The following is a 24821-nucleotide window of genomic DNA, read 5'->3' on the forward strand; positions in this document are numbered from 1 at the left end:
CCTACCTTTCGCCGATGGGGATAAAAACGAACCGGCAGCGAGGTGAAAGTGGAGATCCGGTCGATCCGGGACCGCTCGGGTCGAACGCGGCGGGGAGAGGTTTATCGTCCGGTCCGTCGTGATACCGACCGTGATCGAGTTCACCCGCGGGGCCTACGACGCGGTCGTCGACCACGCGGTCCGCGGCGACGACGCGGAGGTCTGCGGCGTGCTGGCGGGGAAACGGGTCGGCGAACGCGAGACCGACCGCGAGCGCGACGCCGACCACGAGCGGAGCCTCGTCACCGAGGTCCGCCCCGCCGAGAACGTCGCGGAGACGCCGGAGACCCGGTACCGGATCGATCCCGAGGAGGCGGTCGCGATCGTCGAGTCGCTCGAGAGCGACGGGCGCGAGGTGGTCGGCTTCTACCACTCGCACCCCGCGGGACCGGCGCGGCCGAGCGAGACGGACGTCGCGCGGGCGACGTGGGTCGGGTACTCCTACGCCGTCTGCGCACTGGACGGCCACCCGTTCGTCGGATCGTGGCGGTGGCGCGGAACGGACGAGGGGTTCGAACGGGAGGTCGTCGCCGTTCGGAGCGGGCGACCGGGCGAGTGACGGCGAGATGCGGCTCGAGACGAGCTCCCGCATGCTATAAGTGCCCGTTGCGCAAGGGTCGCGCATGGCGTCTCAACACATCGGAACCGCCCGGTCCGACTGGGCCAGCAAGACGTACGAGGAGGTCGAGAGCGTCGCCGACGCGGACGGGTCGATCCTGATCGTTCCGATCGGGAGCGTCGAACAGCACGGCCACCACCTGCCGGTCGCGACCGACACGATCCTCGTCGACGCCGTGGCCCACCTCGCCGCCGAACGCGTCGAGGCGGACGTGCCGCTCCTCGTCACGCCGCCGTTCTGGTCCGGCTTCTCGCCGCACCACATGTCCTTCGGCGGAACGATCACGCTCGATTTCGACGCGATGCTCGAGGCGATAGAGAACGTCGCGGCGAGCGCGCTCAAGAACGGCTTCGACGCGCTCCTGTTGTTGAACGGCCACGGCGGGAACCGGTCGCTGATCTCCGCCGCGACCAGCACGATCGGCGAGGAACACGACGACGTGGAGGTCCTCGGACTGACGTACTTCTCGCTCGCCGCCCGCTTCGTCGCGGAGATCCGCGAGAGCGAACTCGGCGGCATGGCACACGGCGGCGAGTTCGAGACGTCGCTGATGCAACACCTGCGGCCCGACCTCGTCAAGGAGGACCGGATCGAGGGTTCGATGCTCGACGAGCCGTACGAACTCGGGATCCGGGACCTCGTCGAGGGCGGGCCGCTCGCCGTCTACCGCGAGTTCGAGGAGTACTCACACACCGGCGCGATCGGCGCGCCGGAGCTCGCCACCCCGGAGAAGGGAGAGGAGATCTACGAGCGACTCGGCGACGAGATGGAGAGGCTACTTCGGGAGGTCCACGAGCGGAACGCGTAGGCGCCCTCGCGGGACGTGGCTGGCTCCGACGCGGAGCGACTCGTCGAAGGGAAGAACGGCCGACCGACTCGGATCGAGAGGCTGCGGTTCGCGGTCTTCGCCTCGTCGGCGTCGACGCCACCTCCCCGAACCGACCGGCTTGACGTCGATCGAGGGACCGGCTTGACGTCGATCGAGGGACCGTCTCTCGGCTCGCTGTTCGCACGGATCGGCCGTCACCGCCGCGGGATACACGATCGTGCCGGGGCAGGGTCGAACGGAGTCGAGGGCTCCCGTCGCCATCGACGTCGGGAGAGTACTTTTACTTCCCGGAGGATGCCACTACCGAACGGAGCCGATCGTCTCCGAGTCATCGAATGACCACACACACATTCCATCCGATCGAAGAAGTCGACGCGAACGACGCCGACGGCGACGCGAGCGCCGTCGAACCCTCCACGGGCGAGGTGGGCGGCGCGTGACCGATCCGACGAACAGGACCGCGGCGTTCCGGGAGTCGACGCCCGGTGCGGACGTCGAGATGGCGTACGCCGGGCTCGATACGTTCCTCAAGGGCGAGCCGCGTGACCCGGACGACCTCGACGACGTCGACGTCGCGGTCTTCGGCGTCCCCTACGACGGCGCGGTCTCCAACCGGCCGGGCGCGCGGTACGGACCCGGCACGATCCGCGAGGCGAGCGCGTGGTGGGCGTACCTCTCCGAGTACAAGGGCGCGCTGACGAACATGCGGACCGGCGAGCAGGTCGACTTCGACGCGTTCACGGTCGCGGACGTCGGCGACGCCCCCGTCTTCCCGATGGACCACGAGGCGACCGCCGAGAGCGTCACCGCGCACGCCGCGACGCTCGCCGCGCGGGCGTTCCCCGTGATGCTCGGCGGCGACCACTACTGTACGTTCCCGGCCTTTCGCGGCTTCCTGGAGGGGGCCGACCACGAGCGCGTGGGGTTCGTCCAGATCGACGCCCACACCGACACGGTCTCGGAGAGCCCCGTCTTCGGCACCGACTTCCACGGGTCGAGCACCGCCCGGATCGCTGAGCTCCCCGGCGTCGACTACGACTCGGTCAGCCAGGTCGGGATCCGCGGCTACGAGTCGCCCGACTTCTTCGAGTTCGCCGAGGAGACCGGCCTGAACCTGTTCACGATGCGCGACGTCGAGGAGCGCGGGATCGGTCCCGTCGTCGCCGACGCGGTCGAGGCCGCCGCCCAAGAGACCGACGCGGTGTACGTCACCTTCGATATCGACGCCGTCGATCCGGGGTTCGCGCCCGGAACGGGAACCCCGTGTCCGGGCGGGTTGACCTCGGGACAGGCGCTGGAGACGATGGAGGTACTCGGCGCGCACGACGCGGTCGGGGCCGTCGACCTGATGGAGGTCGCGCCGCGGTACGACGCGACCGAGGGGACGGAGCGGCTCGCCGCGTACCTCCTCGTCACGTTCCTCGAGCGGAAGTTCGCCCGCTGAGACGGGGTCGAGCGCCGATCGCGGAGGTGAAAGCGACCGCCGACCGCCGGGGGCGGAGCCGAAGGTATTTTTCCCCGCGTCTCGGAGTTCGACCATGGTTCTCCCGTTGGAGATGGGGTGGCGACACCTGCTGTTCGAGAGCTGGCCGGTCGACGCGGACCGGCTGGACGACCACCTTCCCGAGGGATTCGAGCCCGACGTTCGCGACGGCTCGGCGTGGCTCTCCGTGATCCCCTTCACCAACGTCGACGTGCGCCCGAAGGGGCTCCCGCGCCCGCTCGGCGTGCGGCTCCCGGAGGTGAACGTCCGGACGTACGTCACCCGCGACGGCGTGCCGAGCGTCTACTTCTTCAGCCTCGACGCGCAGGGGCTCGCGAGCGTCGCCGGCGCGCGGCTGTTCCACCACCTCCCCTACTACTACGCCCGGATCTCGCTCGCGTGGACCGACGGCCGGGTCGCCTTCGAGAGCCGCCGGCGACACCCCGGCGACCGCCCCGCCCGGTACGAGGCGAGCTACTGGCCGGCCGGCGAGCCGTTCGCGGCCGACGACGACCCGCTCGCCGAGTTCCTCGTCGAGCGCTACCGCTTCTACACCGAGGCGCCCGACGGGTCGGTCCGGCACACCGACGTGCGCCACGATCCGTGGACGCTGTACCCCGCGGAGGCGAGCGTCGGGACGGACACGCTGCTCCGTGCTAACGGGTTCCGGCGGCCCGAGGCGGAGCCCGTGCGCTACTACAGTCCCGGAGTCGACGTCACCGCCTCGCGGAGCGAGCGATCGGCGGAGGTGAACTGAAATGGCCGCGGAACCCGACAGCGTCCCCGACCCGCCCGAGACGCCGGTCGTCCTGTTCGACGGCGTCTGTAACCTCTGTAACGGGGTCATCCAGTTCCTGATCCCGCGGGACCCCGAGGGGCGGCTGAAGTACGCCGCGCTCCAGTCGGAGCCGGGGCAGGCGCTGTTGGAGCGTCACGACTTCCCCACCGAGGAGTTCGACTCGTTCGTTCTCGTGGAGGGTGAGACGACCTACACCAAGTCCGGGGCCGCGATCCGGATCGCGGAGATCCTCGGGTGGCCCTACCGGATCGCGGGGGTCGGGCGGGCGATCCCGCGACCGATCCGCGACAGACTGTACGAGTTCGTCGCGGACAACCGGTACGACTGGTTCGGGCGGAAGGATCAGTGTATGATCCCCGACGAGGACGTGAGCGACCGGTTCCTCTCGTGACGTCCTCCCCGCGCTGAAGCGCGAGGCTTTCTCCTCAACTCTCCGTAAAGAACACCTCGATCGAACCTCCCGCGGGCAAAATCTCGAACTCGCCGCGTACCGTAGCCGCTCACTCCGCGGTCTCGACCGCACCGGCCGTCTCGGCGACCTCGCCGCCCTCATCCGTCTCGGCCACGAGCCGCTTGAAGTTCTCGAAGACGCGCCCCGGCGTGACGTCCGCGAAGGAGAACTCCCGCTCGTCCCAGTCGCCCGCCTCCCGGATCGCCTCGCGGTGTTCGGCGTCGATCTCCGGATGAAACTGGACGGTCCACAGCGGCGCGGTCCGGTGGCGGGTGCCGAATATCCGGGCATGATCGGCCGACGCGATGACTTCCAGTCCGTCGCCGAGTTCGGTGACTGCGTCGCCGTGGAGGGCGACGACGACCGGGGCGACCCCGTCGAAGAGCGGGTCGTGGCCCAGGTCGGACTCGACGAGCGCGTGGGTCGTGTCGACCCGTTCGACGGTCCCGCCGAGCGCCGAGTTCACGACCTGATGCCCGAAACAGACGCCGAGGGTGGGGATCCTTCGCTCGACGAGCTCGCGGACGAATTTCTCCTCCTCGGCGATCCACGGCCGGTCCTCGGCCTCGTAGACGCCCGCGGTGCTCCCGGTGAGGACGACGCCCTCGGCCTCCTCTATCGGGACGCGCTCGCCCGCGACGAAGTCCACCTCCGTGGCGTCGGGGAACCACGACGCCAGCGCGTCGCAGTGGTACTCCCGGTCGGGGTTCGGCTCGTTTCGGACGACGAACAGGTTCGGGCAGTCGGCGCGGGTGGAGCTCATGGATGTCGGGTATCGGAGCCGCGGGGGCTTAAATCGTCAGTCGTCCGCGGCCACCGCGGGGTCGCCGTGCGTTATCTCGTCGCCGAGGAGGTCCATGAACTCCGCGAGCCACTCGGGGTGGTCCGGCCACGCCTGGCCCGTGACGAGGTTGCCGTCGCGGACGACGCCGTCGACCCACGAGCAGCCCGCAGCCTCGACCTCGGGACGGACCGCGGGGTAGGCGGTCATCTCGTAGCCGCCGAGGACGCCCGCGGCCGCGAGGATCTGCGGACCGTGACACAGCGCCGCAACGGGCTTGTCCGCCTCGAAGAAGTGTCTCACCGCGTCGAGCACCTCCTCGTGGGTCCGGAGGTACTCCGGCGCGCGCCCGCCGGGAACGACGAGCGCGTCGTACTCCGCGGGGTCGATTTCCTCCATCGCGGCGGTCACCTCGAAGTCGTGGCCGCGCTCTTCGAGATACGTCTGATCCCCGCGGAAGTCGTGGATCGCCGTCTTGATCCGGTCGCCCGCCGCCTTGTCCGGACACACCGCGTCGACGCGGTGGCCCACCGCCTGGAGCGTCTGGAACGGAACCATGATCTCGTAGTCCTCCCCGAAGTCGCCGACGATCATCAGGATATCCTTCGTCATCGTGCGTCGACGATACGTCGGGTACCATCATAAATCTTTAACGAACGATCCTGCATGTCGGCCGTGCCGCCGCCACCGACGAACGGGGTATGAACGCCGAGACGGGACGCCGGGCGGTCGAAACCGACGAAAGCCGCCGACGCCGGTCGTTTCGTACCGATGAACTATGTTCTCATCCGATACGTTCATATGGTTTCGGGAGATCGATGTATGTTGTACGGTAACTAGGTACGCGTCCACAACCGGGCCGACAACGGGGGACCATGAACGAGGACCGCACGAACGACGCGTCTGATCGACAGCGAACCACCGGACGGCGGAGCTTCGTTCGCGCCACGGTCGCCGGAACCGCCCTCGTGGGGGGGTCGGGCGTGGTCGCGGGGAAACCGGGACGTTCGGGGAACGTCCCAGGTGAAAAGGGCGGCGGAAACGGAAACGGCACCGGCGGCGGGAAGGGATTTCCCCCGAACGGAACCACCGAGTACGGCGACAGCGTCGGTCTCGGCGACGGCGAGGTTCGCACCTTCACGACGGAGACGCCGTCGGGGAACCCGAAGTACCACGGCGTCGAGTTCGATCGGTCGGCGCTGGACGGGCTGCCGAGCGCCGACGATCTGGGCGCGGCCATCGACGGCGAGACCGACGGGTACGACGACAAGTACGGCGAGGCCGGCGAGGCGCTCGTGGTCCACCGCAGGAGCTCCCTCGAGTTCTTCGTCCCGTTCCCGGACGCCGAGGAGACGCCGTTCACCTTCCTCGGTCTCAACTGGAACCCCGAAGGACACCCCGGCGGGAAGGGGGCGTGGTCGAAGCCGCACTTCGACGTCCACTTCCACACGCTCGAGACGGACGTGATAGACCCGATCGAAGGTCCGAAACTGCCTCCGTACGACGAGATTCCGGACGAGAGGATCCCCGAGGGGTACAACCGGTCGCCGCCGCCGCTGGCCGACGAGCGCTACATCACCGACATGGGCGAGCACCTCGCGCCGGGCGACGCCCCGGAACTTCCCGACGGGCCGGACGACGACGCCGACCCCGACGCGTTCACGAACACGCTCATCCAGGGGTTCGTGGGCGTCGACGAGGGTGGTGACGATCTCGGGGACGTCCCCCGGCTGGCGTTCATCGAACCGATGATCACGCGGGAATTCCTGCGCGACCACTCGGGAACCGAGAACGACACCGTTCCGCAGCCGGAGGAGTACCCGTACGACGAACCGACCCACCATCCGACCGGCTACGCCGTCCGCGACGTGCCCGCGAGGGACGCGGTGGTCGTGACGATCCGGGAGTTCGAGGCGGTCTGACTTCCTCCCGGTATCTCGCCGACAAGTTTCTTTCCGTGGCCCCCCTCGATCGTCCATGACCGACTGGACCCCCGCGGACATGCCCGACCTCGAGGGAACGACGGTGGTCGTGACCGGGGCCAACAGCGGCCTCGGTCTCGAGGGAACGCGCGCGTTCGCCCGGAAGGGCGCGACCGTCGTGATGGCGTGTCGGAGCGTCGACCGCGGCGAACGGGCGGCGGCGGCGGTCCGGGAGTCGGCGGCGTCGACCGACCCCGATCCCGACCTCGACGTCCGCGAGTGCGACCTGGCGTCGCTCGACTCGATCCGGTCGTTCGCCGAGGGGCTCGCCGCCGACTACGACGGAGTCGACGTGCTCTGTAACAACGCCGGCGTGATGGCGATCCCGCGGAGCGAGACCGAGGACGGCTTCGAGACGCAGTTCGGCGTCAACCACCTGGGGCACTTCGCGCTGACCGGCCGGCTGTTCGACCTCCTTCTCGCGGCCGACGGGGTCGACGACGCCGCCCGCGTCGTGACGCAGTCGTCGGGGGCCCACGAGCAGGGCGAGATGGACTTCGCCGACCTCAACTGGGAGGAGTCGTACGGGAAGTGGCGGGCGTACGGCCGGAGCAAGCTCGCGAACCTGCTTTTCGCCTACGAGCTCCAGCGCCGGATCGACGCGGCCGGGATCCTCGGCGTCCGAAGCGTCGCCTGCCACCCCGGATACGCCGACACCGACCTCCAGATGCGCACCGCCCGCGAGAGCGGAAACCCGCTCTTGACGGTCGGGATGCGGCTCGCGAACGCCGTGCTCGGCCAGGACGCCGCGGTCGGGGCGGAGCCGATGCTGTACGCCGCGACCGCCGACGTCGACGGGGGCGCGTACGTCGAGCCGAGCGGATTCATGAACATGCGTGGTCACCCGACGGTCGGGCGGTCGAACGACGCCTCCTACGACCGCGCGGACGCCCGCCGGCTCTGGGAGTACTCCGTCGAGGCGACGGACGTGACGTTCCCGTTCGGGGAGAAAAACGAGGCCGTGGACGACGCCGCCGACGTCTGAGTCCGTTCCGGGATCGTCGCCCGAATCCGCCGGCACCGCAGACGACCGGGCGGCGCAACCGCTGGCGAGCGTGATATACGCAGGACGCGTTTCGCGGGCTGTCCGAGCGGTCGTCGTACCGCCGCTTACAGTCGAGTGAGGTTCTTCGCGCGCGGACCCTTCTCCGCCTCCTCGATGTCGAACTCTACCTCCTGGCCTTCCTCGAGGTCCGGGCCGCCGACGTCTTCCATGTGGAAGAACACGTCCTCGTCAGCGTCGTCAGTCTCGATGAATCCGTAACCGCCGGTGTCGTTGAAGAAGTCGACCTTGCCTGTCGCCATCGCGACCGTATAGAGGCGGAACCGGACAATAAGTGTTTGGTGTCTCAAACGGTATTCGCGGTTCATACCGGACTCGACGGCCGTATCGTCCGATCCGGGGGCGGCGATCCGCTCTACGCGTCTCGACCGAGCGACCTGATCACCCGCGCGCTCGTCCGGATCCCGTTCTCGAAGCAGTCGACGTCGAGATGCTCGTTCGGCGAGTGGTTCCCCTGGTCGTGGTTGGCGTACGGGACGACGAGCACGGGCACGTCCGCCAGCGCCTCCACCTCGCGGAAGTAGGCGGCCGGCAGGCTTCCGCCCAACACGGGCAGTTCGATCACGTCCTCGCCCCACACCGCCCCCAAGGCCTCCCGGACCGGCTCAGCCATCGGCGTGTCCACCGGCGTCTTCATCGGCGGGAAGGTGCCGTGTTTCGCCACCTCGATCCGCGGCTCGCGCTCTCGGAGGTGGGCGCTGACCGCCTCGAAGACCGCGTCGGGGTCCTGGTTCGGGACGAGCCGGAAGTCGAGCTTCGCCGACGCCGTCGCCGGCAGGACGGTCTTCATCCCCTCGCCCTGGTATCCGCCCGAGAGCCCGTTCACCGTCATGCTCGGGCGGGTCAACAGCCGCTCGTAGTAGGGATCGTCGGTGACGAACCGGTCGACGTCCAGCTCCTCGCGGATCGCCTCGCTGTCGTCCGGAATCCGTGCCACGAGCTCGCGGTCCGCGTCGGTGATCGCGGTTCCGTCGTGGAACCCGTCGACGGCGATCCCGTCGCCGTCGTCCGCGCGCATCGACGCGAGGACCTCGACGAGCCGGTTCGTCGCGCTCGGCACCGGACCGCCGAAGTTCCCGGAGTGGAGGTCCGTGTTCGCGGTCCGCAGGTCGACCTGTATCGAGAGCACGCCGCGGTTGCCGTACATCAGCGTCGGCACGCCCCTCCGAACCCCGTCGTCGCCCGCGACCGCGTGGCGCGGCCCGTCGGCGACGTACACGAGATCGACGTCGGCGAGTTCGGCCGGCTGCCCCTCGAGGTACTCGCGGAGGCCGGCGCTCCCGCTCTCCTCGCCGCCCTCGACGAGCAGCTTCACCGTGGCATCCGGGAACGCGTCGGCGGCGAGGAGGGCGTCGACCGCGAAGGCGTGGGCCGCGAACTGGCCCTTGTTGTCGCCCGCGCCGCGGGCGTAGATGGAGCCGTCGCGGATCGTCGGCTCGAACGCGGGCGACTCCCACGCGTCCACGTCGCCCGGCGGCTGAACGTCGTAGTGGCCGTAAAACAGGACCGTCGGCGCGTCGTCACCGTCGATCGCCTCCTCTCCGTCGCCGTCACGTCCCTCGTCGCCGGGGCCCCGCTCCGCGTAGACGACCGGATACCGATCCGTCTCGATCCGCCCAGCGTCGAGCCCGGAGCTCTCGAGGACGTCGACCACGAGATCGGCGGCGACGTCCATCCCCTCGCCAGTCGTCGAGACGCTGGGCTGTGAGAGCAGTTCGAAGAGGCGTTCGCGATACGTCTCGACCCGTTCGTCCACCGCCGCCGCGAGCGCGTCGTCCGCGCTCGATTCCCCGCCGTCCGCACGGTTCTCGTCCATATCGGCCCCGACGGGAGGGCGGGCCCTCGTCCTTGTGGTCGCGGCACCCGTCTCCGGGAGGTAAGCGAGGCCTCGGTCGCTACGCTCCCTCGGCCTCGCTTACCGCCGCCTCCCGAAAGATTAGGTCCGGAGGGGCCCTGGCTCCGGACGGGATCCCCGTGGGAAACGACGACGCCAGGGTCGACATGACGACGGGCGCCATCTCCCCGAAGCTGTTCGACCTCGCGTGGCCGCTGGTGCTCGGCAACCTCCTCCAGACGCTGTACAACCTCGCGGACATGTTCTGGGTGGGGCGCGTGAGCACCGACGCCGTCGCCGCCGTCTCGCTCATGTTCCCCCTGTCGTGGCTGTTCGTCTCCACCGCGATGGGCCTCACCGCCGCGACGATCGCGTTGGTCTCCCAACACGTCGGCGCGGGCGAGGACCGCCGGGCCGACGAGATCGTCGGCCAGACCGTGTTGCTGGCGGTCGCCGTCTCCGTCGTCTTAGCGCTCGTCGGCTTCGCGGCGCGCCACCGGCTGCTCTACTGGATCGGCGCGCGCGACGCGGTGTTCACGGAGTCGCTCGCGTACATCGAGGTGATCTTCCTCACGCTGCCGCTCACGTTCCTCTTCTTCGCGTTCCGGGCGTCACTTCAGGGCGCGGGCGACACCCGAACCGCGATGTGGCTCGTCGCCATCTCCGCCGCGCTCAACATCGTCATCGACCCCGTCTTCATCCTCGGCTGGGGGCCGGTCCCCGCCCTGGGCACCCGCGGGGCCGCGATCGCGACGTTCATCGCCCGCCTGTTCGCGACCGCCATCGGGATCTGGATCCTGATCCGCGGCGACTGGGGCGTGAAGCTGTACGTCCGGGACCTCCTCCCGAACCCGGAAGTCCTCCGGAAGCTGATCGACGTGGGGTATCCGGGGACGCTCGACGGGTGGGCCCGGTCGTTCGCGGCGGTCGCGATGGCGGCGCTCGTCGCGCGGTTCGGCCCGGCGGCCACCGCGGCGTACGGCATCGGCGTCCGGCTGATGTCGATCTCGTGGGGCGTCGCCGGCGCGGTCGGGCAGGCGACCGCGACCGGCGTGGGACAGAACCTCGGCGCGCGAACCCCCGAACGCGCGGCCGCCGTCGCACGCGCGGCCACCGCGGGAACGATGGGACTGCTCGCGGTCGCCGGCGGCCTCGTCTGGACCTTCCCCGGCGTCGCGATGGGCGTCTTCGTCGACGACCCGGCGACGATCACGGAGGGTATCGGCTTCCTGCGCATCGTCGCGCTCTCGTGGACCTTCTTCGGCGGGCTGATGGTGATCCAGGGCGGGTTCCGCGGTGCGGGCCACACCAAGGCCGCGATGGCGCTGTCGCTGCTCTCGCGGTGGATCCTCCGGATCCCGGTCGCCGCGCTGTTGGCGTTCGGGACCGTAAGCGTCACCCTCGGCGGGTTCGCGGTCGGCCCCCTCGCCGTCCCCGCGATCGACCTCGGCTACACGGGACTCGGCTGGGGCGTCGAGGGGCTCTGGTGGGCGTACACGACGGCCGCTGTCGTCTCGTTCCTCCTCGGCGCGGCGTGGTTCCGGCGGGGAACGTGGACGGAGGGCGTGATAGACGGCTCGCCCGACGAGCCGGTCGTCGAGCCCGGCGACGACTGATCGGGGGATCGAGGACTCACTGGCCCCGTTTCGCGATCGCGAGCGACGCGAGGAAGCCGAAGTACGCCGGTATGCCGCCGATCATCGCCAGGTAGAACGCCCACTGCGGTGCCCCGACGAAGACGTGATCGAACAGCAGCGAGACGGCCGTCACCCACGCGACCGCGAACACGAGGTCCTGGAACATGCCGGTCCGGTTCTCGCTGGCGTGCGATCTGAGGCGGTCGACGAGGCTCTCCTCGTCCGGGTCGTCGATCGGGTCGGTTCCTGTCATGGGTGAGCGTGTCGGTCGGGGTACGTCGGTGTTCCGGAAGCGAAACGCGTCGGCGGCGGGAAACGCGTCGGCGGCGGGAAACTCGTCGGCGACGAGAAACGGATCGACGCCCGGACGCGGGGCGAGATCCGCCCCGGTCGCGGTTTCAGTCCTCCTCGAGGTAGTCGACGACGAGGACGGGGACGTGCGTCGAGCGCAGGGTGCGTTCGGTGACGCTGCCGAGGAGCGCGCGCCGGACCCCGGCGCGGCCGTGGCTCCCCATAACGACGAGGTCCATCCCGTTGTCCTCGGCGTAGTCTGCGATCACCTTGTGCGGGCGGCCGCCGGAGACGTGTTCGACGACGGTAACGCCGCGGTCGGCTCCACGTCCGGCGACCACGCCGGTCGCCTCGTCCGCCCGCTCTTTCAGCTCCTCCATCTCGTCGAACCGGCCCTGTTTGAGCCGGTCGACCTGCTCGGTTCCGAGGCTGTAGTTCACGGAGTCGATGTCGACCACGTACAGCGCGTGGACCTCGGCGTCGTACTTCTCCGCGAGGTCGAGCGCGTGGTCGACGGCGGCCTCCGCGACGTCGCTTCCGTCCGTGGGAATGAGGATGCGTTCGTACATGGATCACTCCTCCGTGGCCGCGTCGTCAGCGCGGTCCGCGTCGGCGGTCGCGTCGTCCACTGTTCGGCCACCGTCGGTCGCCACCTCCTCGCCGCCGTCGGCGACGACGTCCTCGGCGGTCTCCTGTTGGCCCATCGGCTCGGGGCTGTGACACTGCCGGACGATCCGCTTCGTTTCGATCGACGGCTCGTCGGTCGCCATCGAGACGACGATGGTGACCGCGAACACGACCGGAAGCGTGATCAGCGCCGAGCCGATCGCGGGCATCCACGTCGCCAGCCCCGCCGACAGCGGCGCCTCGAGCGAGCCGATGTAGGTCGGCACGATCTGGTTGAACATCGGGATCGACCAGAGGGTCAGCCCGGTCGTCATGCCGGCGAGCGCTCCCTGCCGGTTGGCGTTCTCCCACCACATGCCGAGGAAGAACATCGGGAACAGGACGGAGCCGGCGAGCGAGAACGCGTATCCCACGAGCGCCGCGATCGACGACGCGGGATCGAGCGCGGCCAGCGTGGTCAACGCGCCCAGCGCGACGATCGAGAGGCGGCCGACGAGGATCTGCTGGCGCTGCGTCGCGTCCTCGTTGATGATGTTCGTGTAGATGTCGTGGCTGATCGCCGACGAGCCGGCGATGAACAGCCCGGCGACCGTCGCGATGGCCGCCGCGATACCGCCCGCGGCGACGATGCCGACGAACCAGTCCGGCAGCCCCGACAGCTGCGCCGCCAGCACGACGATGACCTCGCTGGCCGCGCTCGACATTCCGGGGTCACCGTACGTCGCCCCGACGTTCTGGCTGTAGAGGTCGGTACCGAACGCCGCGAACGCCGGGGCGCTCCAGTAGAGGATACAGATGAAAAAGAGCCCCCAGACGGTCGACCAGCGGGCCGTCCGCTCGCTTTCGACCGTGTAGAACCGGACGAGCACGTGCGGGAGCCCGCAGGTGCCGACGATGAGCGAGAACGTCGTCGCGACCCAGAGGTAGTAGCTCGACGAGGCGAACGGCTCGGAGAACTCGCTGCCGAGCTCGCTGATCAGCATTCCGTACTCGAGCTGGGGCAGCACCGTCGAGTAGCCGTTCGTGTAGCCGACGACGAACAGGCCGACGACGAACGCCAGGATGAGGATGACGTACTGGACCGCCTGGTTCTTCGTCGCGCCCAGCATGCCGGACAGCGTCAGGTAGCCGACGGTGACGACCATCATCGCGACGACCATCACCTGGTACCCGTCCAGACCGGGGATGAGCCCCCCGTAATCGCCGAAGATGTACAGGCCGACGAGCGCCATCCCCTTCGCCTGGCCGATGGCGTAGACGAAGCCGATGAGGAACGTCGTCACCGCCGCGATGGCGCGCGCGGTGTCGGAGTTGAATCGATCGCCGACGAAGTCCGGAGCCGTGTACTTCCCGAACCGGCGCAACTGCGCGGCGAGGAAGATGAGCAGGATGAAGTACCCCGTCGTCCAGCCGACGACGAACACGAGCCCGTAGAACCCCGCGAGCGCGATCGACGCCGCCATGCCGAGGTAGGAGGCGGCCGACATCCAGTTCGCCCCGATCGCCATCCCGTTCTCGACGTTCCCGATGGACCGGCCGGCGACCCACATGTCGTCGGTGTCGGCGACGCGGAAGACGAAGCCGATCGTGAGGAACAGTCCCAGCATCCCGATCACGAGGATCGCCGGCCCCAGCTTGAACGAGATGTCGAGCGCCTCCGGGAGGAGGGACTCCTGTAGGAGAACCGATCCGCCCGTCATTCGTCGGACCCTCCGTCTGCCGCCGCGACCTCTGCACCGCGCTCAGTCTCCGTGGGGGTGCCGTGATCGATGCCGTACTTCTCGTCGAGCGCGTCCCGCTTGCGCGAGTACCAGAACGAGAGGATCAGCGCGCTGGTCGGGGCGCCGAACGCGACGAGGAAGTAGTGGAGCGGGAACCCCAAGATCGGAATCTGGCTCGTCATCGGGCCGGGAGCGATCCGCGTCAGCGTCACGGGCCCCCAGATCGCGAGGACCCACACGGCGAATCCCGTCCAGACGATGCGGAGGTGATCGCGCATGTACGGCGTGCTCGGGTCGAGGATGTTCACCTCCGAGCCGAGGTAGTCGGTTTCCTGATGTGCCTGTGCGGCTCCGGTCGCGACGCCGCCGTCCGTCTCGGCCGCGTTCGCTCGATCGTGCGTGTCGTTGTCTGTCATGACGTGGTCCGTTCGGTCTCCGCGGATGGTCGTCGTGAATCGGTGATCGGTCGTCGGTGAGTCTCGATCGCGAACCGGTCCGGTACGTCCGACCCGGACCGGGGAGGGCGCTCAGTCGTCGCTCGCCTTCGCTTGGATCTCCTCGACGATCTCGGGGTTACGAAGCGTGCTGGTGTTGCCGATCGCCTCGCCGTCGGCGATGTTTTCGAGCAGGCGTCGCATGATCTTCCCGGACCGGGTCTTCGGGAGGTCGGGGCTGAACACGATCCGCTCGGGACGGGCGATCGGGCCGATCGCGTCCTCGACGCCCGCGACGATCCGCTCGCGGAGGTCGTCGTTCCCCTCGTAGCCGTCCTCCGTGATCACGTACGCGTAGACGGCCTCGCCCTTGATCTCGTGGTTGCCGCCGACGACGGCGGCCTCGGCGACGCCCTCGACGCCGACGATCGCCGACTCGATCTCCATCGTCCCGAGCCGGTGGCCGGAGACGTTGATCACGTCGTCGACGCGGCCGAGAACCGTGATGTAGCCGTCCTCGTCGATCTTCGCGCCGTCCTCGGGGAAGTACACCCAGTCCTCGGAGTCATTCGAGTCCGTGTCGGAGTACTCCGCCCAGTACTCCTGGATGAACCGCTCGTCGTTGTTGTACAGCGTCCGGAGCATCCCCGGCCACGGCTTCTGGACGGTGAGGTAGCCGGCCTGGCCGGGCTCGATCTCCTCGCCCGCCGTGTCGAGGATCTTCACGTCGAGGCCGGGGAGCGGCGGCCCGGCGGAGCCGGGTTTCATGTCCTTGACGCCAGGGAGCGTAGTGATCATCATCCCGCCGGTCTCGGTCTGCCACCAAGTGTCGACGACCGGACACTCCTCGTCGCCGATGTGCTTGTAGTACCACTTCCACGCGCGGGGGTTGATCGGCTCGCCGACGGTCCCGAGCAGCCGAAGGCTCGAGAGGTCGTGGCGGTCGGGGTACTCCGTGCCCCACTTCATGAACGCGCGGATCGCCGTCGGCGCGGTGTACAGCTGAGTCGCCTCGTACTCCTCGATTATCTCCCAGAGGCGGTCGCGATCGGGGTGATCCGGCGTCCCCTCGTACATCATCGTCGTCGTGCCGAGCGCGAGCGGCCCGTACACGATATAAGAGTGACCCGTGATCCAGCCGATGTCGGCCGAACAGAAGTAGGTGTCCTCGGGCTTGATGTCGAGGACCGCCTGCGAGGTCCACGAGACCCACGAGAGGTAGCCGCCCGTCGTGTGTTTCACCCCCTTCGGCTTGCCGGTCGTCCCGGAGGTGTACATCAAAAAGAGCATGTCCTCGGCGTCCCGCGTCACGGGCTCGACCTCGGCGCCGGCGTGCGCTTCGACGAGCGCGCCGTAATCGACCTGATCGTCCCCGAGGTCGTGGCCGAAGTCGTCGTCGTTGGAGCCGAGCCGATCGACGACGACGGTCGTCGTCCCGTGATCGACGTCCGCGAGTCCCTCGTTGGCCTTCTCGAGGTGGTCGAGCGGGTCGCCACGACGGTAGTAGCCATCACACGTGACGAGGTACTCCGAGTCCGCCGAGTTCATCCGCGTCGCGAGCGCCTCCGCGGAGAACCCCGCGAAGACGACGCTGTGGGGTGCGCCGATGCGTGCGCACGCCAGCATCGCGACCGGCAGCTCCGGGATCATCGGCATGTACATCGTGACGACGTCGTCCTCCTCGACGCCCAGCTCCCGCAGCGCGGCCGCGAACTCGTTGACCTCGCGGTGGAGCTCCTCGTAGGTGTACGTGCGGTCCTCCTCGTCGACCGGCTCGCCGACCCACTCGATGGCGGCCTCGTCGCCGCGCTCGTCGAGGTGTCGGTCGAGGCAGTTCGCCGAGGCGTTCAGCTCCCCGTCCGTGAACCACTCGTAGAACGGTGGGTCGTCGTCGTCGAGCACGCGGTCGTACTCCGTCTCCCAATCGAGGAGGCCGGCCGCGCCCTCCCAACACTCCGGCCAGTTCTCCTCGAACTCCTCGTAGATATCGGGATCGCTCACGTTGGCCCCCGATACGAAGGAGTCGGACGGCTCGAACACCTCCTGTTCCTGTAGCCGTGCTTCCAGTTGTCCGTCGTCCTCTGTCATGGATACGATCGTATACACCGAACACCCCTACATAAACAACCACGCTAAATAGGAAAAATCGTGAAGGATACGGTCGGGATCGGCGCGTCGATATCGCGATCGTTCACGGGCGATCCCGTGCGTCACGCTCCTCGAAGAGCGTCTCGAGCAGGGCCCGCTCCGCCTTCCGGAGGTGATTGTGGAACGTCGGCGAGGAGACGTCCATCGCGTCCGCGACCTCCTCGGCCGTGCTGCCGCGCGGCCAGTCGAAGTAGCCGCTGTGGTACGCCGCGGACAGCGTCGCCCACTGGCGGTCGGTGAGCCGGTCGACCACCTCCTCGTGTACCGCCGACTCGGTCCGGGGCGAGCGCGCGACCGACTCCTTGCTCACGAGCCGCGCGTCGGGGAACGCCTCCCGGAGGTCGTCGGCGATCGGCCGCACGTCGGTCCCGTCCGGGAGGTCGGCGACGACCCGCACGCGACCCTCCTCGGCGATCGCCTCCCGGACGGTCGCGCCGTGCCCCGTGAGCGCGCGGACGATCGACCCGCCGGTCGCTCGGGCCGACACCGCACAGCCGTCCTCGCGCGTCTCGATCACGCGAAGCTCGGAGACGCCGTCCGCGGCGTCGACCGCGTCCGCGACCGCCTGCGGACCCGCTCCGGTCACGGAGAGGTACCACCGCGAGGTCGACTCCGACACCGCGACCGTCGACTCGAGCTCGATCCGACAGTCGAGCGCGGCGCTCGTGGACGCGAGGAACGCGGCCGCCGCCGCGGTGTGGAACTCGACCTCGATGACCGCGTCGGAGTGGAGCAGGTCCCGCCAGCGCCCGGCCGTGACCGTCAGGCCGAGACAGCGGCCGAGCGCCTCGGCCTCGCGGCGCTCCGCCGGGCGCGCCGGCGCGCCGTCCGGGAGGAGCCACAGCGTTCCGTGTGTCGTCTCCCGATGACCGATCGCGACCGAGAGCCAGCGGTCGTCCTCGACGGCCCCCTCCGGTTCCTCCAGCCCCCCGGCGGCCGACGACCGCCGGATCCGCGCCTCCCGCCACCGATCGGTCTCGACGATCCGATCGACGACCGTCCCGAAGGCGGCCTCCCGCCCCGGAGCCTCGGCCACCGCCTCGAACGCGCTCACGAGCGAGAGCGTCGAGTCGGCGGAGTCGCCGTCGCGATCGGTCTCCTCGCGGTCGTCGTCCTCGCCGACGGCGGACTCCGAGGGACCGCGTCCCTCGTCGGCGACGGCCGCGGCGATGGCGTCGCCGTCGAGCGGATCGAGATGCGCGTCGAGCGCGTCCATCGTCTCCCAGCCGCCGGCTTCGCGGACGACGTGCGGGCCGACGCCGCGATCGACGAGGAGCCGCCGGGCGAAGGTCCCTCGGAGGGTCCGCGGCGTGACCGACGACAGCGTCGGGTCGTCGCGACGCTTCCGCGCCCGCTCCGCGGTCTCGGCCACCAACATCTGGACGCGACGGGGCGAGACGCCGACGAACGGGTCGTCGGGCTCGAGGCCCTCGCTCTCCGCGTATCGGCGGAGGTCAGCCGCGAGCGACGCCGGCACGACCGTCTCGCGATCGATCGGGACGTCGTCGGCCGGCGTCGCGGCTCCCGTTTCCGCGGTCCCCGGCTCCGCGGACCCCTCCGCCGCCGGCACCGCGAGGAGGAACGTCTCCCGAGCAGCCGGCGACTCGCCGAGGTCACACGGCCGAACGCGCGGGATCTCGGCGGTCCGGAGGCCAGCTTCCCCCGCCAGCCGGACGACGATCGCGGCGCGGTACGTCTCCGCTGCCGTCACGAGCGCGTCGTACGAGCCGGCGGGGAGAGCCTCGCCCATCGTTTCGTATTCGTTCAAAAACCCGAAACGTAATTCTTGTGATGAACCGCCGGCTTCGGCGGAACGGACTCACCTTGCCCGCGGAATCGGCCCGACCCGGTCGACCGTCCCCTCATTCTCGGCCGTTTGGCTCGTAAGACGTTTCGGATTTCGGATCGAACGCGAAACTCATTCGCGGCGGACGGTCGATTCGATCTCCCCGACGACCTCGGGGTTTCGCAGCGCGCTCACGTCGCCGAACTCCTCGCCGCGGGCGATGTCCTCCAGCAGCCGGCGCATGATCTTCCCCGAGCGGGTCTTCGGGAGTTCGGGAGTGAAGACGATCCGGTCGGGGCGGGCCACCTCGGCGACGACGCCGGCGACCTCCGCCGCGATCGCCTCCCGCAGATCGGGGTCGGGATCGACGTCGCCACGGGTGGTCACGTACGCCACGACCCCGCCGTCGTCGTCGCCGACGACCGCCGCCTCGGTGACGCCGTCGACGGCGACGATCACGGACTCCAGCTCGGCGGTGTTGAACCGGTGGGCCCGGACGTTGATCACGTCGTCGACGCGACCCAGGATCGTCACGTAGCCGTCCTCGTCGACGCTCGCGCCGTCGCCGGTACGGTAGCGCCAGCCGTCCTCGCCCTCGACCCAGTACTCCCGTCGATAGCGCTCCTCGCCCTCGCGCAGCCCGCGGAGCATGCCGGGCCACGGCGACGCGATCGCGAGGTAGCCCGTCTCGCCCGGCTCGACGGGGTCGCCGTCGCGGTCGACGACGCGGGCGTCGATTCCCGGCAGCGGCGGGCCGACCTTGCCGGGCTTCATCGGCGTGACGCCCGGCAGCGTCGCGAGCGCGATCGCGCCCGTCTCCGTCTGCCACCAGGTGTCGACGACGGGCGCGTCGCCCCCGCCGACGTGCTCGCGGTACCACCGCCACGCCTTCGGCGTGATCGACTCGCCGACGGTCCCGAGAAGGCGGATCGACGAGAGGTCGTGGGCGGCGGGGTACTCCGCGCCCCACTTCATGAACGAGCGGATCGCGGTGGGGGAGGTGTAGAAGACGCTGACCGCGTTGCGCTCGATCAGGTCCCACACGCGGTCGCGATCGGGGTAGTCGGGCGACCCCTCGTAGAGGACCGTCGTCGTCCCCGTCGCGAGCGGCCCGTACACCCCGTAGGAGTGGCCCGTGATCCAGCCGATGTCGGCGGCACACCAGTAGGTGTCGTCGGGGCGCACGTCGAGGACGTTCCGGGTCGTCCACGCGACGTGCGCGAGGTAGCCGCCGGTGGCGTGCTCGACGCCCTTCGGCCGGCCGGTGGTCCCCGAGGTGTACATCACGAACAGCAGGTCGGTCGCGTCGCGGGCGACCGGCTCGACCGTCTCGCCCTCGTGGGCGTCGACCAGCGACCCGTAGTCGTGCTCGTCCGCGGCGAGCGGCGTCTCGAGGGCGTCGCCGAGACGGTCGACGACGACCGTCGCCTCGAGGTCGGCGTCGGCCCGGATCCGGGCGTTGTCGGCGCGCGACTTCTGGTTGAAGGCGTCCTCCCGGCGGTAGTAGCCGTCGCAGGTGATCAGGTACGCCGAGTCGGCGGCGTCGATCCGCGTCGCGAGCGCCTCCGCGGAGAGCCCGGCGAAGACGACGTTGTGCGGCGCGCCGATACGGGCGCACGCCAGCATCGCGACCGGCAGCTCCGGGATCATCGGGAGGTAGATCGTGACCACGTCGCCCTCGCCGACGCCCAGCTCCCGCAGGCCCGCCGCGGCGGCGTTCACCTCGCGGTGGAGGTCCGCGTAGGTGTACGACCGTCGTTCGCCGCGCTTGCCGAACCACCGGATCGCGAGCTGGTTGCGCCGGTCCGCGAGGTGCCGGTCGAGGCAGTTGGCCGCGGCGTTGAGCCGGCCGTCGGGGAACCACTCGTAGAAGGGCGGATCGTCGTCGTCGAGCACCGTCTCGGGGTAGCGGTCCCACTCGAGGAGGTCGGCGGCCGCCCGCCACGCGTCGGGCCAGTCGGCCGCGAACGAGTCGTACACGTCCGGATCGGCGACGGCGGCCGACTCGCGGAACGCCTCCGGCGGATCGATGGCCTCCTCGTCGCCGGACGCGCCCCCCGCGTGCCGGCCGTCGGCCCCGGCGTCGTCCATGGGTGTACTCCAGACCGGAGGACCGTATACTTTGTCCGACCGCTCGCCGGGCGCCCCTCGACCCGCTCGTGTATCCCGTTTGCTTTCGTCCCCAACATTTATTGCCGGAAGTTGAGCATGTTAACACGTGATGGCACGGAGCGATAGATACGTCGTCGTTAGGGCACAGAACGACCACGACGCGATGACCGTCCGGGACGCCGACCGGAACGGTACGTACCACGTGGTCGAGTGCGACGGCGAGGAGCTGGAGACGCTCCTCGACGCGGTGGAGCCCGGTGACGTGGTCCGGCTCGCTCTACGCCGGGTCGGCCGCCGGGGGAACGCCTGGTGCGCGGAGGAGGCGGAGCCGGCCGGCGGCGAGCGCGGTGACTCAGTCCTCAACGGGGAGGAGACGGATCGGGTCGCCGAGGGGGAGGAGGCGGATCCGGCCGTCGGGTGTTGAGGAGACGCCTTCGCGGCGGATTCGGATCCCTCGGCGCGTTGGAACTACAGTCCCTCGACGCGCCGAAGCGACTCGCGGACGTCCGCGGGTGTCGCGTACGGGCCGCCCTCCACGCGGTGGTCCGGGAGAAAGAGGGGGATCGGGTTCTCGCGCAGGGCCCCCGTCACCAGATCGAGGTCCTCGGCGTCGTCGTCGTCGAGTCCGGCCAGCCGCGTGAGCCGGCTCACCGACGCCGACTCCCCGTACGGCACCTCGCGGAGGGCGTCGAGGACGCGCCGCCGGTCGGTGGGGACGGTGAGCCCCACCTCGACGTCGCCGAGCGTCTCCCGGTCGCCCCGGAGGTACGCTCCCACCCGGTCGAGGACGTCGTGGTCGCCGTCCGCGTCGTCCGGGACCTTCTCCGGGAACGACACCGCGATCACTCGCCCGCCGGCGAAGCCGACCTCGACCGCCCGCCCGATCGCATCGTACTCGCGCGCGAAGACGCCGGAAGTACCGCTCGTGGCCATACGCCCCGGTGTGTCCCCGCGATTGATAAACCGACCGAGGGACCGGTCGGGCGGAGGGCGTCCTCGCCGTCAATGACCCCGCCCCCGCAAGCCTTATGTACAGATACGTTCATTAGTGTACAGTAATGGACGATACAGCGGAGTTGGATCCGGCGGTACGGTCGATCCTCGCCGCGGCCCGCGAGCGGGCTGGGGCGGGCGGGCGAGACGGGGGAGAGAGCGGCGGGGAACGGACGGAGGACGGCGAGCCGGTCGATTCGGACCGCGTCGCCGTCGACCCCCGCGACCTGCGCGACGCCTTCGAGCGCGCGGAGGCCGACGGCCGCGTCCCCGTGATCGCGGAGGTCAAGCCGACGAGTCCGACCACGGAGGGGACCCGCGAGGACGACCCGGTCGAGCTGGCCGAGTCGATGGTCGCCGGCGGCGCGACCGCGCTGAGCGTGCTCACGGAGCCGGAGCACTTCGGCGGGAGCACGGAGACGCTCGAGCGCGTGCGCGCGGCGGTCGACGTGCCGGTCCTCCGCAAGGACTTCGTCGTGGCGGAGTCGCAGCTGGACGCCGTCGAGAGCGACGTCGTCCTGCTCATCGCCCGGTTCGTCGGCGACGACCTCGCCGACCTGCTCGCGGCCGCCCGCGACCGGGGCTTCCAGGTCCTCGTGGAGGTCCACGACCGTGAGGAGCTCGCCGCCGCGGTCGACGCCGGCGCGACGATCATCGGCGTGAACAACCGCGACCTCGCGAGACTCGAGGTCGATCTCTCCACCGTCGAGTCGGTCGCGCCGGCGGTCCCCGACGACGCGACGCTGATCGCCGAGAGCGGGATCGCCTCCCCCGCGGACGTCCGCCGGATGCGGGCGGCCGGCGCGGACGCGCTCCTCGTCGGCAGCGCGATCATGGACGGCGACGTCGAGGCGAACACCCGAGAGCTGACCCGAGCGGAAACCGACACTCACTCCACCGACGACGCCCCGGAGACACGTATATGAGCGAGACCGAGTCCACGACGAACGACGCACCGGAGCCCTCGCGGCGACCGGGCCGCGAGCGCGGCCGCGACGACGGGAAGTTCGGCCGCTACGGCGGTCAGTACGTCCCGGAGGCGCTGATGCCCGCGATCGAGGAGCTGACCGACGCCTACGAGCGGTACGTCCTGAACAACGAGGACGGGTTCATGGACGAGTTCCGCGAGCGGCTCGCGGACTTCGGCGGCCGGCCGACGCCGCTTCAGCGCGCCGACCGGCTCTCCGAGCGCTACGACCGGGACGTGTACCTCAAACGCGAGGACCTGCTCCACGGCGGCGCACACAAGCTGAACAACGCCCTCGGTCAGGTGCTTCTCGCGAAGTACATGGGGAAGGAACGGATCGTCGCGGAGACGGGCGCGGGCCAGCACGGCACCGCGACCGCGATGGCGGCCGCCCACCTCGACGTGCCCTGTGAGATCTACATGGGCGAGCGCGACATCAACCGCCAGCGCCCCAACGTCTTCCGGATGAAGCTCAACGGTGCGGAGGTGAACCCCGTCACCGCCGGCCGCGGCACGCTGAAGGAGGCCATCTCGGAGACGATGCGCGACTGGGCGACCACCGTCGAGAACACCCACTACGTGATCGGCAGCGTCGTCGGCCCCCACCCGTTCCCGGTGATGGTCCGGGACTTCCAGGCGGTCATCTCCGAGGAGGCGCGCGCGCAGTCGATCGAGAGGGCGGGCGAGCTCCCGACCGACGTGGTCGCCTGCGCGGGCGGCGGCTCCAACACGATGGGGTCGTTCGCGGGATTCGTCGACGACGAGGCGGTCGCGCTCCACGCGATCGAGGCCGGCGGCTCCACGCTGGAGGTCGACGAGGAGACGGGCGTCGCGCCCAACTCCGCGTCGCTTTACGCCGGCGAGGAGGGCGTGCTCCACGGCGCGCGCACGAAGCTGCTCCAGGACTCCCACGGCCAGATCATGGAGAGCCACTCCGTCTCCTCCGGACTGGATTACGCCGGGGTCGGGCCCGAGCTCGCGTACCTCGTCGACGAGGGGCGGGTCACGCCGGTCGCGGTCGACGACGACGCCGCGCTCGAGGGGTTCCACCGGCTCTCGAACACCGAGGGGATCATCCCGGCGTTAGAGACCGCCCACGCGTTCGGCTACCTCGAGGAGCACGCCGACGACCTCGGCGAGCGCGTGGTCGTGACCGTCTCCGGCCGCGGCGACAAGGACCTCGACGCCGCCATCGAGGAGACGGACAAGCGCGACATCGAAGGCGCGCCCGACATGTCGATGTTCACGGGGGGGATCTGAATGCCCACAACCGGCAACAGCGAGGCCATCGCCGCCGCGTTCGCGGACGGCCCGGCTTACGTCCCGTACCTCGCCGTCGGCGACCCCGACTACGAGTCGTCGCTCGCCTACGTCGAGGCGCTCGACCGCGGCGGGGCCGACGTGATCGAACTCGGGCTCCCCTTCTCCGAGCCGATCGCCGAGGGACCGACGATCCAGGGCGCCGTCGTGCGCTCGCTTTCGGCCGGGATGACGCCCGACCGCTTCTTCGAGTTCGTCGAGGAGCTCGACGTCGACGCGCCGCTCGTCTGTATGACCTACTACAACCTGATCTACCAGTACGGCAGCGAGGCGCGAAGCGCCTCGGAATCGAGCGGCGACGCCGCGAGCGACGGCCCCCGCGCCTTCGTCGAGAAGGCGGCCGAGGTCGGCTTGGAGGGGTTCGTCGTCCCCGACCTCCCCGCCGAGGAGGCCGACCCGCTGCGGGAGGCCTGCGACGAGTTCGGGCTGGACCTCGTCTTCATCGTCGCCCCGACCACGAAGGGCGAGCGGCTCGAGCGCATCATGAGCCGGGTCTCTGGGTACGTCTACGTCCAGGCGCGGCTCGGGACGACGGGCGCGAAAAGCGACGTGGCAGACAGCACGACCGAGAGCCTCGACCGGCTCCGCGGGTACGACGTGCCGAAGGCGGTCGGCTTCGGCATCTCGACGGGCGAGCACGCCGAGCGGATCGTCGCGGGCGGCGCGGACGGGATCATCGTCGGCTCCGCGCTCGTCGACATCGTCGCCGACGGCGTCGAGAACGACCTCGCGACCGAGGCGGTCGCCGATCGGCTCGAGTCGCTCTCGCGGGAGCTGAAGGCGGGCGCCGAGCGCGGCTACGCGGCGCGGACGAAGGCGGCGGAGTCGCGCTGAGCGGGACGACGGAATCGAACCGAACGGGGCGGCGGATCAAGCGGATACGTCCCGGAACGAAACCGACTTAC

24 protein-coding genes are annotated in these 24821 nt (G+C 69.8%); 12 read left to right on the forward strand and 12 right to left on the reverse strand.

Going from position 1 to position 24821, the window contains the following annotated elements:
- The first annotated feature begins 130 nt into the window (after positions 1–130).
- The 5 genes from NO889_RS10405 (at position 131) to NO889_RS10425 (ending at position 4160) form a co-directional block, all read left to right on the forward strand.
- Positions 131–598: a desampylase gene (locus NO889_RS10405; RefSeq protein WP_256412183.1), complete on the forward strand. Its 468-nt coding sequence runs from the start codon at positions 131–133 to the stop codon at positions 596–598.
- Positions 599–662: 64 nt separating this feature from the next.
- A complete protein-coding gene (locus tag NO889_RS10410) occupies positions 663–1466 on the forward strand; it encodes a creatininase family protein (protein ID WP_256412184.1) in 804 nt (267 codons plus the stop codon).
- A gap of 520 nt (positions 1467–1986) precedes the next feature.
- On the forward strand, positions 1987–2931 hold the full coding sequence (gene speB, locus NO889_RS10415; RefSeq protein ID WP_303653118.1) for an agmatinase: 945 nt from the start codon (positions 1987–1989) through the stop codon (positions 2929–2931).
- 94 nt (positions 2932–3025) lie between these two features.
- Positions 3026–3727 (forward strand): YqjF family protein, encoded by a 702-nt coding sequence (locus tag NO889_RS10420; protein WP_256412186.1) that lies wholly within the window; start codon positions 3026–3028, stop codon positions 3725–3727.
- A 1-nt stretch (position 3728) separates the two neighbouring features.
- Complete coding sequence (locus tag NO889_RS10425) at positions 3729–4160, forward strand: thiol-disulfide oxidoreductase DCC family protein (RefSeq protein ID WP_256412187.1); 432 nt, start codon at positions 3729–3731, stop codon at positions 4158–4160.
- A 109-nt stretch (positions 4161–4269) separates the two neighbouring features.
- On the opposite strand, the gene NO889_RS10430 is transcribed toward NO889_RS10425, so the two are convergent.
- Positions 4270–4983 carry a type 1 glutamine amidotransferase gene (locus tag NO889_RS10430; protein ID WP_256412188.1) on the reverse strand — a complete coding sequence of 238 codons (714 nt, stop codon included), beginning with the start codon at positions 4981–4983 and terminating at the stop codon, positions 4270–4272.
- 36 nt (positions 4984–5019) lie between these two features.
- Positions 5020–5613, reverse strand: coding sequence for a DJ-1/PfpI family protein (locus NO889_RS10435; protein WP_256412189.1), 594 nt, complete (start codon positions 5611–5613; stop codon positions 5020–5022).
- Between the two features lie 263 nt (positions 5614–5876).
- Here NO889_RS10435 and NO889_RS10440 point away from each other — a divergent pair, with 263 nt between their 5' ends.
- Both NO889_RS10440 and NO889_RS10445 read left to right on the forward strand, forming a co-directional pair.
- Positions 5877–6923, forward strand: a complete 1047-nt coding sequence (locus NO889_RS10440; protein ID WP_256412190.1) for a hypothetical protein — start codon at positions 5877–5879, stop codon at positions 6921–6923.
- 55 nt (positions 6924–6978) lie between these two features.
- Positions 6979–7968, forward strand: a complete 990-nt coding sequence (locus tag NO889_RS10445) for an oxidoreductase (protein WP_256412191.1) — start codon at positions 6979–6981, stop codon at positions 7966–7968.
- Positions 7969–8093: 125 nt separating this feature from the next.
- Here NO889_RS10445 and NO889_RS10450 read toward each other — a convergent pair whose 3' ends face one another.
- Both NO889_RS10450 and NO889_RS10455 read right to left on the reverse strand, forming a co-directional pair.
- A complete protein-coding gene (locus NO889_RS10450; RefSeq protein ID WP_066415948.1) occupies positions 8094–8288 on the reverse strand; it encodes a cold-shock protein in 195 nt (64 codons plus the stop codon).
- A gap of 113 nt (positions 8289–8401) precedes the next feature.
- Entirely contained in the window at positions 8402–9862 is a 1461-nt protein-coding gene (locus NO889_RS10455; RefSeq protein ID WP_256412192.1) for a M20/M25/M40 family metallo-hydrolase, read from the reverse strand.
- Positions 9863–10047: 185 nt separating this feature from the next.
- On the opposite strand from NO889_RS10455, the gene NO889_RS10460 reads away from it, so the two are divergent.
- On the forward strand, positions 10048–11496 hold the full coding sequence (locus NO889_RS10460) for an MATE family efflux transporter (RefSeq protein ID WP_256412223.1): 1449 nt from the start codon (positions 10048–10050) through the stop codon (positions 11494–11496).
- 16 nt (positions 11497–11512) lie between these two features.
- On the opposite strand, the gene NO889_RS10465 is transcribed toward NO889_RS10460, so the two are convergent.
- From NO889_RS10465 to acs (NO889_RS10495), 7 genes are all read right to left on the reverse strand, one after another.
- Positions 11513–11770, reverse strand: coding sequence for a DUF8119 family protein (locus tag NO889_RS10465; protein ID WP_256412193.1), 258 nt, complete (start codon positions 11768–11770; stop codon positions 11513–11515).
- Between the two features lie 145 nt (positions 11771–11915).
- Positions 11916–12377, reverse strand: a complete 462-nt coding sequence (locus NO889_RS10470) for a universal stress protein (RefSeq protein ID WP_256412194.1) — start codon at positions 12375–12377, stop codon at positions 11916–11918.
- Positions 12378–12380: 3 nt separating this feature from the next.
- Entirely contained in the window at positions 12381–14135 is a 1755-nt protein-coding gene (locus tag NO889_RS10475; protein WP_256412195.1) for a VC_2705 family sodium/solute symporter, read from the reverse strand.
- Positions 14132–14572, reverse strand: coding sequence for a DUF4212 domain-containing protein (locus tag NO889_RS10480; protein WP_256412196.1), 441 nt, complete (start codon positions 14570–14572; stop codon positions 14132–14134). The genes NO889_RS10475 and NO889_RS10480 overlap by 4 nt, the downstream gene beginning before the upstream one ends.
- A gap of 111 nt (positions 14573–14683) precedes the next feature.
- Positions 14684–16678 (reverse strand): acetate--CoA ligase, encoded by a 1995-nt coding sequence (gene acs / locus NO889_RS10485; protein WP_256412197.1) that lies wholly within the window; start codon positions 16676–16678, stop codon positions 14684–14686.
- Positions 16679–16781: 103 nt separating this feature from the next.
- Complete coding sequence (locus NO889_RS10490; protein WP_256412198.1) at positions 16782–18488, reverse strand: bacterio-opsin activator domain-containing protein; 1707 nt, start codon at positions 18486–18488, stop codon at positions 16782–16784.
- 168 nt (positions 18489–18656) lie between these two features.
- Complete coding sequence (acs, locus tag NO889_RS10495) at positions 18657–20615, reverse strand: acetate--CoA ligase (RefSeq protein WP_256412199.1); 1959 nt, start codon at positions 20613–20615, stop codon at positions 18657–18659.
- Between the two features lie 130 nt (positions 20616–20745).
- Between acs (NO889_RS10495) and NO889_RS10500 the strand changes: the two genes are divergently transcribed.
- Positions 20746–21060 carry a DUF7999 family protein gene (locus NO889_RS10500; protein WP_321169285.1) on the forward strand — a complete coding sequence of 105 codons (315 nt, stop codon included), beginning with the start codon at positions 20746–20748 and terminating at the stop codon, positions 21058–21060.
- Between the two features lie 44 nt (positions 21061–21104).
- On the opposite strand, the gene NO889_RS10505 is transcribed toward NO889_RS10500, so the two are convergent.
- Positions 21105–21569, reverse strand: coding sequence for an MGMT family protein (locus tag NO889_RS10505; RefSeq protein WP_256412200.1), 465 nt, complete (start codon positions 21567–21569; stop codon positions 21105–21107).
- A 125-nt stretch (positions 21570–21694) separates the two neighbouring features.
- Between NO889_RS10505 and trpC the strand changes: the two genes are divergently transcribed.
- From trpC to trpA, 3 genes are read left to right on the forward strand one after another with little or no spacing between them, the layout of a single operon-like run.
- Complete coding sequence (gene trpC / locus NO889_RS10510; protein ID WP_256412201.1) at positions 21695–22555, forward strand: indole-3-glycerol phosphate synthase; 861 nt, start codon at positions 21695–21697, stop codon at positions 22553–22555.
- Positions 22552–23856: a tryptophan synthase subunit beta gene (trpB, locus tag NO889_RS10515; protein WP_256412202.1), complete on the forward strand. Its 1305-nt coding sequence runs from the start codon at positions 22552–22554 to the stop codon at positions 23854–23856. The genes trpC and trpB overlap by 4 nt, the downstream gene beginning before the upstream one ends.
- Positions 23857–24750 (forward strand): tryptophan synthase subunit alpha, encoded by an 894-nt coding sequence (trpA, locus tag NO889_RS10520; protein WP_256412203.1) that lies wholly within the window; start codon positions 23857–23859, stop codon positions 24748–24750.
- The last annotated feature ends 71 nt before the right edge of the window (positions 24751–24821 follow it).

It is taken from the genome of Halorubrum rubrum (genome assembly GCF_024494685.1).
GTDB classification, from domain to species: domain Archaea; phylum Halobacteriota; class Halobacteria; order Halobacteriales; family Haloferacaceae; genus Halorubrum; species Halorubrum rubrum.